At 71.3% G+C, this 11,570-nt stretch carries 12 protein-coding genes; all 12 read right to left on the reverse strand.

The window, feature by feature from the left end:
* On the reverse strand, nucleotides 1–173 hold a 173-nt coding region (locus CTZ28_RS33180), incomplete at its 3' end, for a flavodoxin-dependent (E)-4-hydroxy-3-methylbut-2-enyl-diphosphate synthase (protein ID WP_183154707.1).
* Between the two features lie 4 nt (nucleotides 174–177).
* On the reverse strand, nucleotides 178–1,200 hold the full coding sequence (gene hpnH / locus CTZ28_RS33185) for an adenosyl-hopene transferase HpnH (protein ID WP_121893435.1): 1,023 nt from the start codon (nucleotides 1,198–1,200) through the stop codon (nucleotides 178–180).
* 5 nt (nucleotides 1,201–1,205) lie between these two features.
* A complete protein-coding gene (locus CTZ28_RS33190; protein ID WP_121893436.1) occupies nucleotides 1,206–1,847 on the reverse strand; it encodes a phosphorylase family protein in 642 nt (213 codons plus the stop codon).
* A complete protein-coding gene (gene shc / locus CTZ28_RS33195; protein WP_121893437.1) occupies nucleotides 1,847–3,877 on the reverse strand; it encodes a squalene--hopene cyclase in 2,031 nt (676 codons plus the stop codon). The genes CTZ28_RS33190 and shc overlap by 1 nt, the downstream gene beginning before the upstream one ends.
* Before the next feature lie 116 nt (nucleotides 3,878–3,993).
* Nucleotides 3,994–5,058 carry a polyprenyl synthetase family protein gene (locus CTZ28_RS33200; RefSeq protein ID WP_183154716.1) on the reverse strand — a complete coding sequence of 355 codons (1,065 nt, stop codon included), beginning with the start codon at nucleotides 5,056–5,058 and terminating at the stop codon, nucleotides 3,994–3,996.
* A 68-nt stretch (nucleotides 5,059–5,126) separates the two neighbouring features.
* Nucleotides 5,127–6,554: a hydroxysqualene dehydroxylase HpnE gene (gene hpnE / locus CTZ28_RS33205; RefSeq protein ID WP_121893439.1), complete on the reverse strand. Its 1,428-nt coding sequence runs from the start codon at nucleotides 6,552–6,554 to the stop codon at nucleotides 5,127–5,129.
* Nucleotides 6,551–6,697, reverse strand: coding sequence for a DUF6380 family protein (locus CTZ28_RS47815; protein ID WP_220795474.1), 147 nt, complete (start codon nucleotides 6,695–6,697; stop codon nucleotides 6,551–6,553). The genes hpnE and CTZ28_RS47815 overlap by 4 nt, the downstream gene beginning before the upstream one ends.
* A complete protein-coding gene (gene hpnD / locus CTZ28_RS33210; RefSeq protein ID WP_121893440.1) occupies nucleotides 6,697–7,647 on the reverse strand; it encodes a presqualene diphosphate synthase HpnD in 951 nt (316 codons plus the stop codon). Before hpnD ends, CTZ28_RS47815 begins: the two co-directional genes overlap by 1 nt.
* Nucleotides 7,644–8,546 (reverse strand): squalene synthase HpnC, encoded by a 903-nt coding sequence (gene hpnC / locus CTZ28_RS33215; RefSeq protein WP_121893441.1) that lies wholly within the window; start codon nucleotides 8,544–8,546, stop codon nucleotides 7,644–7,646. The genes hpnD and hpnC overlap by 4 nt, the downstream gene beginning before the upstream one ends.
* A gap of 365 nt (nucleotides 8,547–8,911) precedes the next feature.
* Entirely contained in the window at nucleotides 8,912–9,700 is a 789-nt protein-coding gene (locus CTZ28_RS33220; protein ID WP_121893442.1) for an ABC transporter ATP-binding protein, read from the reverse strand.
* On the reverse strand, nucleotides 9,693–10,622 hold the full coding sequence (locus tag CTZ28_RS33225) for an ABC transporter permease (RefSeq protein WP_121893443.1): 930 nt from the start codon (nucleotides 10,620–10,622) through the stop codon (nucleotides 9,693–9,695). The genes CTZ28_RS33220 and CTZ28_RS33225 overlap by 8 nt, the downstream gene beginning before the upstream one ends.
* A 61-nt stretch (nucleotides 10,623–10,683) precedes the next feature.
* Nucleotides 10,684–11,529, reverse strand: a complete 846-nt coding sequence (locus tag CTZ28_RS33230; RefSeq protein ID WP_121893530.1) for a glycosyltransferase family 2 protein — start codon at nucleotides 11,527–11,529, stop codon at nucleotides 10,684–10,686.
* Between the last annotated feature and the right edge of the window lie 41 nt (nucleotides 11,530–11,570).

Below are 11,570 nucleotides of genomic sequence, written 5' to 3' on the forward strand. Positions count from 1 at the left end.
ATCTGCTGCAACGTCGCACCCACATCCGACGTACGCGTCGTCGTCATCGACTGCACCGACACCGGCGCGTCCCCACCCACGGCCACCGAGCCGACCTGGATCTGCCGGCTCCGCCGCCGCTCGGCGACCGGCCGGGGCGGGATCTCGGGGACGCCCAGGGAGATGGCGGTCATCGTGTCACGCCCGGTTCCCGGAGACCGTCTCGCGCATGGCGCGCAGCGACTCCTTGAGCGATCCCATGGTGGCGAGCACGGCGGTGGGCTCGTAGCCGCAGTGCGCCATGCAGTTGGCGCAGCGCGGGTCCTTGCCCCGGCCGTACTTGTCCCAGTCGGTCTTCTCGATCAGTTCGCGGTACGTCGGCACGTACCCGTCGCTCATCAGGTAGCAGGGGCGCTGCCAGCCGAACAGCGAGTAGTTCGGGATCGCCCAGGCGGTGCACGGGAAGTCGACCTTGCCCTCCAGGAAGTCCAGGAAGAGCGGGGAGTGGTTGAGCCGCCAGCGCAGCCGGTTGCCGCCCGAGAACGCCTTCTTGAAGAGCTCGCGGGTCTGCTCGACGCCGAGGAAGTGCTCCTGGTCCGGGGCCTTCTCGTAGGCGTAGGCGGGCGAGATCATCATCTCGTCGACCTGAAGTTCGTCGTTGAGGAAGTTGAGCACCTCGACGATGGTCTGCGGGGTGTCCGTGTTGAAGAACGTCGAGTTGGTGGTGACCCGGAAGCCACGCCGCTTGGCTTCCTTGATCGCGGCCACGGCCTCGTCGAACACGCCCTCCTTCGCCACGGACTCGTCGTGCCGCTCGCGCAGCCCGTCGATGTGCACGGCGAAGGCGAAGTACGGCGAGGGCGTGAACTTGTCCATCTTCTTGCGCAACAGCATCGCGTTGGTGCACAGGAACACGTATTTCCGCTTGGCGACCAACTGACGCACGATCTCGTCGATCTGAGGGTGCATCAGGGGCTCGCCGCCGGCGATGGACACCATCGGCGCACCGGATTCCAGCACCGCGCCGACGGCCTGGGCCACCGGCATGCGCTGCTTGAGCACCCCGGCCGGGTGCTGGATCTTGCCGCAGCCCTCGCACTTCAGGTTGCAGGCGAAGAGCGGTTCCAGTTCGACGATGAGCGGAAACTTGTCCCGCCTGCGGATCTTCTGTTCAGCAAGGTATGTAGCGACCTTGATGGTCTGACGCAGGGGCATGGCCATCTGGCTCACCTCCGGGGGAGCAGCAAAGAACGGTGCCATTCAAAGAAAGCGGGAAGGACAGAACGAAGAACACGGAAAGCGGATATTCCACCACGCACCGTGCCGATCCGGACGAGTTCATGTTCTGGAGCGTCCACGACAACCCGGACCGCCGCAACCGGACGCTCGCCCGCGCGGACGGCGCACAGGAGCGTGGCCGCCGACTCCATGTCGACGGCGATCGCACCGGTGGCGAGCAGGTCGGACCGCTCGTGACCGCGGACCACGTGGTCGGAGCCGGTGAGCGGGCCGGTGTGGACGGTGCGCCCCGGCACGGTGCGCACGAGTTCCTTGACGAGCAGTTCCGTCCCGACGCACGGGACGGCGCCGCGCGGGTCCCGGGTCTCCTCGGCGACCACCAGGTCGCCGGGGTGCATACCGGGCGCGAGTCCCGCGCAGAAGCCGGTGGCCAGGACGGCGGCCCCGGCGAGCGCGGGATCGGCGAGCAGCCGGGCGACGGAGCGCTCCGCCGCCTTGGGCCCCATACCGGTACGCAGGACGGTGACCGGCCCGCCCGCCCCGCCGCGGTCACCGGCGCGCAGGGCGAGGTGCTCGATGCCGAGCGCGCAGGCGATCAGCAGCGGGGCCGGGCCGGGCCGGGCGTCCATCAGCTCCCCTCGGCGTCGGCGCGGGGCCGCCCTGCCGCACCGGTGCCCCGGCCGGCGAAGGGCTCGCCGTGCACGTACCGGCCGAGCGCGGTGATCGGGAACACCTGGCGGTAGAGGTGGTAGTTGATGGAGAAGTCCCAGGGGAAGCCGGTGCCCGTGAAGTACGGCTCGTCCCACGAGCCGTCCTCGCGCTGGGCCTCCGCCAGCCACTGGACGCCGCGCTCCACGGCCTTGGACTCCTTCTCCCCCGCCGCAAGCAGCGCCATCAGCGCCCATCCGGTCTGCGAGGCGGTCGAGGCGCCCCGGCCGCTCCAGCCCTTGACGTCCCGGTAGGAGCGCAGGTCCTCGCCCCAGCCGCCGTCGTCGTTCTGCACCGACTCCAGCCAGGTGACGGCGCGCCTGATCGCCGGGTGCGCGGCGGGGAGGCCGGCCGCGACCAGCGCGGGCACCACGGATCCGGTGCCGTAGACGTAGTTGACGCCCCAGCGCCCGAACCAGGAGCCGTCCGGCTCCTGTGCGGCCAGCAGCCAGTCGACGCCGCGCCGGGTGCGCGGGTCGTGGGCCAGGCCCTCGACCGCGAGCATCTCGACGACATGGGCGGTGACGTCGGCCGACGGCGGATCGATGACCTCGCCGAAGTCGCAGAACGGCAGCCGGTTGGGGAACGGGCTGGTGTTGTCGGCGTCGAAGGCGCCCCACGCGCCGTTCTTCGACTGCATGCCGAGCTCCCAGCGCACCCCGCGCCCGATGGCCTTCTCGACCCGTTCCGGATCGTGGTGCCTGACCCGGCGCAGGGCCAGCAGCACCTCGGCGGTGTCGTCGGTGTCGGGGTAGTTGTCGTTGTGGAACTCGAACGCCCAGCCGCCCGGCGGGAGTCCGGGCCGCCGCACGGTCCAGTCACCGGGCCGTACGATCTCCTCGCCGAGCATCCAGTCGGCGGCCTTCACGAGCTGCGGGTGGTCGGCGGGGACGCCCGCGTCGGCGAGGGCGATGGTGGCCAGGCAGGTGTCCCACACCGGCGACTGGCAGGCCTCGATCATCCGGGCGCCGTCCTCGCGCCACACGGCGTAACGATCCAGCGACTCCAGGCCGGCCCGCATCACGGGGTGTTCGAGGTCGTAGCCGAGCAGGTGCAGGGCGATGACGGAGTACACGGCCGGCGGCTGGATGCCGCCCCAGCAGCCGTCGTTCTCCTGCCGCTCGATGATCCAGCCGGCCGCGGCGTTCATCGCGGCGCCGCGCAGCCGGCGCAGGGCGATCGTGCGGTAGCCGCGCACGACCTTGTCGAGCCGCTGGAACAGGCCGTCCCAGCTCGCCGCCGGGGCGAGGGGCCGGGGCGGGTTGGGGTGGGCCGGGTCGGTGTGCAGTTCGTCGAGCGCGAACGGCGCCGGACGCACCGGGCGCTTCGCCGAGACGACGGTGAGCGGCACGATGGTCTGCCGCGCCCAGCACCCGAAGTTGTAGATGTTGAGCGGGAACCACTTCGGGAAGTAGATGAGCTCCGGCGGGAGTTCGGGCAGGTCCTCCCACTTCCACCAGCCGAACAGGGCCAGCCAGATCCGGGTGAACACGCGGGCGGCGGCGACGCCGCCCCGCTCGCGGATCCAGGCGGCGGCCCTGGCCATGTGCGGAGCGTCGGGCGCGTCGCCGGCCAGCCGGAGGGCGACGTAGGCCTCGATGGTGGTGGACAGCTCGCCCGGGCCGTCGTAGTAGGTGGCCCAGGTGCCGTCGGCACGCTGTTCACCGCGGATGAAGAGGGCGGCGGCGCGGGTGGTCGCCTCGTCCCGGATGCCCAGGAACTGGCGGAGCAGCAAATCCTCGGCGTCCATGGTGACGTTCGTCTCGAGGTCGCCCTTCCACCAGCCCTCGGCGTCCTGCTGCGCGAGCAGGAAGTCGGTGGCGCGCTGTACGGCGCGTGCGGCGGCTTCTTGTACCCCGGCCGCCACGGGGGTCGTGAGGTGGACTTCTTCGCTGGCCGAGTCAGCGCGGGGCGGCAGTGCCCCGGTGCTTCCGTCGGTCGTCGCTGTCATGGCTTCCCCTTACTGCAGTCGTGCGAGTCGTGCTGCTGTGGGTCCGCCGTCGGCCGGTGTCCGTCATCCCTCGACACCGGCCGGCGACTAAGCGAGGGTTATTCGACCGATAGTGATCATCTCTTTCGGACTACGACGAAGTCCGCGAGCGCCGCGAACCCGGCCCGTACCCGGTCGGGCATGTCGACGGCGTCGAGGGCTTCGATGGCGATGGTGTACTGACGGCGCGCCTCGTCGGCGGTCCACTCGCGGCCGCCCGCCTCCTCGATGAGGGCGGCGCGGGCCGCGAACTCCTCCTCGGAGAAGTTCTCGAAGTCGCTGCTCTTGGCGTCGGCGGCGAGCATCTCGCCGAGCCGCGTGGAGGCGGCGCCGCCCGCCGCGAGCGCCGCCACGACCGGCAGGGACTTCTTGCGCTGGCGCAGATCGCTCCAGGTCTGCTTGCCGGTGGCCTCCGGGTCGCCCCAGATGCCGAGGAGGTCGTCGACGGCCTGGAAGGCCAGGCCGAGGTGGTAGCCGTACTTCTCCAGGGTGTCGGCGGTGCGGTCGTCCGCGCCGCCGAGCACCGCGCCGATGGAGGAGGCGCAGGCGAGCAGCGCGCCGGTCTTGTTGCCCTCCATCTCCAGGCACTCCTCGACGCTGACGCGGTCGCGGTGCTCGTAGGAGATGTCCTGCGCCTGACCGTCGATCAGGGCCCGGGTGGCGGAGGTCAGCCGGCGGGTGGCGCGGCCGGCCTCGACCGTGCCGAGCTCCAGCAGGATCTCGTTGGCGAGGGCGAACAGGGCGTCGCCGACCAGGATGGCCTGGGCGGGGCCGTGCACCTTCCAGACGGTGTCCCGGTGCCGGCGCTGCTCGTCGCCGTCCATCAGGTCGTCGTGCAGCAGCGAGAAGTTGTGGACCAGTTCGACGGCGACGGCGCCGGGGATGCCGGTCTCCGGCGCGCCGCCGGTGACCTCGGCGGAGAGCACGGCGAGCGCGGGCCGCACGGCCTTGCCGCCGTCCCCGTCGGCGGGGTTGCCCTGGGCGTCGATCCAGCCGAAGTGGTAGGCGGCCACGGTGTCCATGGGAGGGGCCAGGCGGTCGACGGCCGCCCGCAGCACCGGTGTGGCCAGGGTCCGGCCGCGCTCCAGGAGCGCGGTCACGTCCACCGCGGTCGCTCGAGCGGCCGTCGATGCCTCGGGCACAGGGGGCACAGTCTCTCCTCTTGTTGCGGTACCGGGGGTGCGGGGGCCTGCCGCATGCTGATCGAGCATCAGGCCGCCTCCTCGAACGCGAAGAGGTGACTCGGGCGGGGCCGGCCCAGGGCGCCGAGCGCGGCGTCCGCCGCGCTCACACCGCTGCGGACCGCACTCTCCATGGTCGCGGGCCACCCGGTGGCGGTCCACGCTCCGGCCAGGTAGAGGCCGGGGACATTGGTGCGGGCGCCGGGCCGCAGCCGCCCGACGCCTGGGGTGGGTGCGAACGTCGCCGTGCGCTCCCTGGTGACGAAGAAGTCCTTCACTTCGGCCTCGCGCGCGCCCGGCAGCAGCCGTGCCAGTTCGGGCAGATAGCGCTCGCGCAGCACGGCCACGGGCAGGTCGATCTCGTCCTGCGCGGTCGACTGGGACACGGCGAGATACTGGCCGGTGGCCAGCCCCGAGGCGTGGGTGCGGTCGAAGACCCACTGCACCGGGGAGCCGAGGGCGGTGAAGAACGGCCGGCCGAGCACCTTGCGGTCGTAGATCACATGGAGGTTGAGGATCGGCGCGGTGCCGATCCGCAGCAGCCGCTCGGGGTCGTCTAGGGCGCCGGGCGGCAGCAGACCGTGCGCCTCGCGCTGGGGTACGGCGAGCACGACCGCGTCGGCACGAAGTGTCTCGCCGGGAACCTGAACGCTCCAACTCCCGTTCTCGTTATGGGAGACGGAGGTGACGCGTGTACGGACCTCGGTACGGACGCCCGCGGAGTCGAGCGCCTTGCGGGCCAGCCGGTCATGCAGTTCGCCCAGCGGTACATGGGCCCAGCCGATGTCGGCGGCGCCCGGGTCGGACAGCAGACCGGTCTTGAACACCATCGCGGCGAGCCCCAGCGAGGCGTCGCCCGCGACCGCGTTGAGGGTGGCGACCCCGACCAGGTCCCACAGGGCCTCGACGGCACGCGCCGACTGGCCGTGAGCGGCCAGCCAGCTGCCGAAGTCCTGGGTGTCCAGGGTCGGATCGGCGAGGTCGAGCCCCTTGAGCGCGAGCGCGGCACGCCCCACCCTGGCCCGCTCGGCGAGCGACAGATGCGGATACGCGGCCAGGCTCCGGCCCAGATGCAGGGGTACGGGCAGCGGGTCGCGCCGCAGCCTGCCGAGCCGCCGGCCCTCGGGCCTGGCGAGGTCGAGGACGGGCACGTCGAGACGGTTCTGCAGCGGTGCCAGCTCCGCGCCCTCGATCCGGTCGAGGAACCAGCGGTAGGCGGTGCAGCAGCGCAGATACACGTGCTGGCCGTTGTCCACGGTCAGCTCGCCGCGACGGAAGGAGAAGGCGAGGCCGCCCAGTCTCGGCCTGCCCTCCAGCAGGGTGACGCGGACGCCCGCGTCGGCGAGCGCGAGCGCGGCCGTGACACCGGCCAGCCCGCCGCCGACCACGACGGCACTGCGCCCGGTGCGTTCCGGGCCGCCAGCGTGCGGCCCCTCGGACCGCGTGCCGTCGGTCATGGTGCGTCCTTCCGTGCCCGCCCGCCGCGCCGGTCGAACGGTGCACGGCGGGCCGTCTCAGTCAGGGATGCCGCGCCGCGCCGGAGGGTTGCCTGCCGGCTCCCGGCCGGTTCGGCCGGTTCGTCCTGGCTCTTCGTGTCCATCAGGCGCGCCTCCTGACGGTCCGCCGGGCCACGTGCCGGGTGTCGAGGCCGGACAGTCCGCGCACGGCGACGTACGCCTTCTCGTGCCCGGGCAGCGAGACCCGGCCGCGCAGCACGGCCTCGGGCTCGCGCTCGATGCGGTCGAGCAGCCGGCGGTAGATCCCGGCCATGGCGGCGACACACGCGCCGCTGCGCCGGTCGAGCATGGGGAGCAGCCGGTAGCCCTCGGCGAAAAGGGCGCGGGCCCGTCGCACTTCGAAGTGCACGAGGCCCGCGAAGTCGGCGCCCTCCGGTGGTTTCGGCCCGTTGAAACCGGCCGAGCAGCCGAACTTGGCGAGGTCGTCGGCGGGCAGATAGGTACGGCCGCCCGCGGCGTCCTCACGGACGTCCCTGAGGATGTTGGTCAGCTGCAGGGCGAGGCCCAGTGTGTCGGCGTACTCGGAGGCGCGCTCGGCGCCGCGCGCCCCGGGTCCGGTGCCGAACACGCCGAGCGAGAGCCGGCCGATGGCGCCGGCCACGCACCGGCAGTAGACCTTCAGGTCGTCCCAGGTCTCATAGGTCTCGCCGCGCACGTCCATCTGGACGCCGTCGATGAGTTCGTCGAGCCCGCCGAGCGGGATCGGGAACGCCCGGGCGGCATGGGCGAGGGCGACAGCGACCGGGTCGGTGTCGTCCTCGGCGACCTCGCCCTCGTGGACGCGGGCGAGCAGCGCCCGGGCCTCGTCGAGCCGCGCGATCTTGACGTCGTCCGCCAGCTCGCCGTCACCGATGTCGTCGACACGCCGGGAGAAGGCGTACAGCGCCGACACCGCGCGCCGCTTGGGCGTCGGCAGCAGTCTGATGCCGTACGCGAAGTTACGGGCCTGCTGTCCGGTCACGGCCTCGCAGTAGCTGTAGGCGGCGAGTACCGGTGCGGTCGCAGGTGCTTCCGACTCCACGGTCCGGATCACCCCTCTCCTCGCAGAGTCACGCCCACCTCGCGCAGCAGCTGGACCCTGCCGGGCTTGGGCGGGCCGGGAAGTACGTCGTATTCGGCGGCGGCGATCGCCCGGATCGCCGCCCTTCCCCCCGCCACGAACCCCGCGAGCAGCAGCTTCAACCTGCCGTGGACGCTACCCACCAGGGGGGCGCCTTCATTCAGGAGGTCGCGGGCGCGTTGGGCTTCGTACGCAACCAGGGCGCGCACCGATGCGCCCGCGGTTTTCGTGGCGAGATCCGCCTCCTGGACCTGAAAGCGCTTCATGTCCTCGGCAGGCAGGTAGATCCGGTCGCGGCCGAGGTCCTCGGCCACGTCCTGGAGGTGTTCGACGATCTGCAGAGCGGTGCAGATCGAGTCGGAGAGACGGATCCGCTCGGGGGTCGAGGTGCCGGTGACGGCGAGGACGAGGCGGCCGACGGGGTTGGCGGACAGTTCGCAGTACGCAAGGAGGTCGTCGTAGCTCTCGTACCGCTTGACGACTTGGTCCTGGCGGTTGGCGGCGATCAGGCCGAGAAAGGGATCCGGGGTGAGGGAGCGGCGGCGGACGGTGGGCTGGAGACGGCGCAGCAGCGGGTGGCGCGGGGTGGCGTCGAACACGCGGTGCAGATCGGCCTCGAACGCGTCGAGGAGGACGAGCCGGTCCTCCGCCGCCGCGGGCGACACGCCGAGCAGCCGGGCGTCGGCGCCGCCCGGGGCGAGGTCGCCGTCGCCGATGTCGTCGACGAGACGGGCGAAGCCGTAGACCGCCATCAGGTCGTCGCGCCAGGCCCGGGGCAGGAAGAACGGAGCCACGGGGAAGTTCTCGCCCGCGGCCTTGTCGAGCGTGCCGCGCTCCGGGCTCTCCGGGCGCGCCGTATCGGTTCCCGTCACCGTGCACTGCCCGGGGCCAGGGCAGGGACGGCACATGCTGCGCTGAGCTGGGGAGTCTCCGTAGCCATTGCCGTCACATCTCCCGTTCTACACTGCCGACCCAATACACACTATTTCGGACACGCCGCCCAGCCGCCCGCCGAGACGGCCCCGACGGAAGGTGTCGCGCATTATCGCCCCACTTGCCGCTTTCCGGGACCGCTACAGCTTACGTTGTACAACGCGGCGAGGTCCGTCGGGGTGTCTTGCACATCACAACAACACACCGATTGGCGCCAAGATTCCCAAGGCGGCCCCGAGTTGACTTTTCCTTTGCAGACGCAGGCCCCGCCGGAAAGGTTCCGGCGGGGCCCCGGCGCGCCGGGCTACTTGCCCGTGAACTTCTCGTACTCCTTGAGCACCTCGTCGGTCGGTCCGTCCATCCGCAACTCGCCGCGCTCCAGCCACAGGACGCGATTGCAGGTGTCACGGATGGACTTGTTGTTGTGGCTGACCAGAAACACCGTGCCGGCCTCCTTGCGCAGCGCCCGGATGCGGTCCTCGGAGCGCCGCTGGAACTTGCGGTCGCCGGTGGCCAGCGCCTCGTCGATCATGAGGACGTCGTGGTCCTTGGCCGCGGCGATGGAGAAGCGCAGCCGGGCGGCCATGCCGGAGGAGTAGGTGCGCATCGGGAGGGTGATGAAGTCGCCCTTCTCGTTGATGCCGGAGAAGTCGACGATCTCCTGGTAGCGCTCCTTGATCTGCTCGCGCGACATGCCCATGGCAAGGCCACCGAGGATGATGTTCCGCTCGCCGGTGAGGTCGTTCATCAGGGCGGCGTTGACGCCGAGCAGCGAGGGCTGGCCGTCGGTGTAGACCTTGCCGCGCTCGGCGGGCAGCAGACCGGCGATGGCCCGCAGCAGGGTCGACTTGCCGGAGCCGTTGGAGCCGATCAGCCCGATGGCCTCGCCCCGGTGGGCGACGAAGGAGACGCCCCGCACGGCGTGCACCTTGCGCACGCCCCGCGCCGCGTCGTCGGAGCCCCGCCCCAGGATGCGGCTGAGGGCCGCGGTGGCGCTGCCCCTGCCGGTCCTGGCGCCGTTGACGCGGTAGACGATGTGCAGATCGTCCGCGATGACGGTCGGGGCGGTCTGCACGGTGCTCTGCTCAGCCACGGCCGTAGCGCTCCTCCGCCTTCCAGAAGTACACGAAGCCGCCGGCGAAGGCGACGACGGCCCAGAACAGGGCGATGGCCCAGACGTGCGGCGGAAGGTTCGAGGAGCCGTAGCCGTCGATGAGCGCGAAGCGCATCAGGTCCATGTAGACCGCGGCCGGGTTGACCTGGAGCACGCGCACGATCCACTCGGGACGGCCTTCGAGCATCTTGTTGATCGAGAACATGACGCCGGAGGTGTACATCCAGGTGCGCAGCACGAACGGCATCAGCTGGGCCAGGTCCGGCGTCTTGGCGCCCATGCGGGCCACGACCAGCGCGAGCCCGGTGTTGAAGAGGAACTGCAGTGCGAGCGTCGGCACGATCAGCAGCCAGGACAGCGTGGGATAGCTGCCGAAGCCCACCGCGACCAGGAACAGCACGATCATCGAGAACAACAGCTGCTGGAGCTGCTGGAGCGCGAAGGAGACCGGCAGCGAGGCGCGCGGGAAGTGCAGGGCCCGCACCAGGCCCAGGTTGCCGGAGATGGCGCGCACGCCCGACATGATCGAACTCTGCGTGAAGGTGAACACGAACACGCCCGTGACCAGGAACGGGATGTAGACGTCGTGCGACATGCCCCGGCTGGCCTTGAGGATCAGACCGAAGATGAAGTAGTACACGGCCGCGTTCAGCAGCGGGGTGGCGACCTGCCACAGCTGGCCGAGCTTGGCCTGGCTGTACTGGGCCGTCAGCTTCGCCTGGGAGAAGGCGAGGATGAAGTGCCGCCGCCCCCACAGCTGACGGACGTACTCGACGAGCGAGGGCCGGGCGCCGCTCACGGTCAGGCCGTACTTGGCGGCGAGCTGCTCCGCCGTCAGTCCCTCGTAGAGCGACGGGGCCGCGGTCACCGCGACTCCGCCGTCATGCGTTGTCTCACTCACGCGTGGAAACTTTCGTCTTCGAATTCGTCGTGGCGCCGCGCGCCCCCTTGGGTCGAGCTTGTCAGATCACCGGCGGCCGGCCCAGCCGGGTCAGCCGCCACACCGTACGCCACTTCATGGGCCGGCGGGGTCCGCACGGGGTCGCCCAGCCCTCCCGGAACCCGCCGAACCAGGCCCGCAGGGCCGGGCGGGAGGGGCGGCGCGCCAGGGTCAGCAGCAGCCAGACCCCCAGATAGACGGGGACGAGCGGCGCGGGGAGGTTGCGCCGGGCCAGCCAGACGCGGTTGCGGGCGACCATGCGGTGGTACACCGCGTGCCGGGAGGGGGCGGTCGTGGGGTGGTACAGCACCATGTCGGAGCGGTAGTCGATCATCCAGCCGGCGTCGAGGGCGCGCCAGGCCAGATCGGTCTCCTCGTGGGCGTAGAAGAACGCGTCCGGCAGCCCGCCGACCTCGGCGAAGACCCGGGTGCGGACGGCGTTGGCGCCGCCGAGGAAGGTGGTGACCCGGGAGGAGCGCATCGGGTCTGCGGCGCGCAGCCGCGGCACATGCCGGCGCTGGGTCTCGCCGGTGTCCGGGTCGGCGATGCGGAAGCTGATGATGCCGAGCCGCGGGTCCGCGGCGAAGGCCGCGCGGCACAGCTCTGCGGTGTCGTGCTGGGCGAGCAGTCCGTCGTCGTCGAGGAAGAGCACTATGTCGACGTCGCGGCCGCTGGGCCCGAAGGCCTCCGTGCCCACGTTGCGCCCGCCCGGGATGCCCAGGTTCTCGGGCAGTTCTATGGTGCGTACGCCCTCGGGGACGTCCGGCACGGGCGAGCCGTTGCCGACGACGACCACCTCGACCGGTTGGCCGTCCTGCTTGGCGACCGAGTCGAGCAGGGCGCGCAGCTCGTCGGGGCGGTTGCCCATGGTGATGATCACCGCGCCGACCTTCAGCGGGGTCGAGGTGT

This window comes from Streptomyces shenzhenensis, assembly GCF_003688995.1.
In the GTDB taxonomy this organism is placed as follows: domain Bacteria; phylum Actinomycetota; class Actinomycetes; order Streptomycetales; family Streptomycetaceae; genus Streptomyces; species Streptomyces shenzhenensis_A.

Coding starts and splice junctions, on each gene's coding strand:
- hpnH (WP_121893435.1), bottom strand. CDS start 1,200: ATGGCCATGCCCCTGCGTCAGACCATCAAGGTCGCTACATACCTTGCT.
- CTZ28_RS33190 (WP_121893436.1), bottom strand. CDS start 1,847: ATGGACGCCCGGCCCGGCCCGGCCCCGCTGCTGATCGCCTGCGCGCTC.
- shc (WP_121893437.1), bottom strand. CDS start 3,877: ATGACAGCGACGACCGACGGAAGCACCGGGGCACTGCCGCCCCGCGCT.
- hpnE (WP_121893439.1), bottom strand. CDS start 6,554: ATGACCGACGGCACGCGGTCCGAGGGGCCGCACGCTGGCGGCCCGGAA.
- CTZ28_RS47815 (WP_220795474.1), bottom strand. CDS start 6,697: ATGGACACGAAGAGCCAGGACGAACCGGCCGAACCGGCCGGGAGCCGG.
- CTZ28_RS33230 (WP_121893530.1), bottom strand. CDS start 11,529: ATGGGCAACCGCCCCGACGAGCTGCGCGCCCTGCTCGACTCGGTCGCC.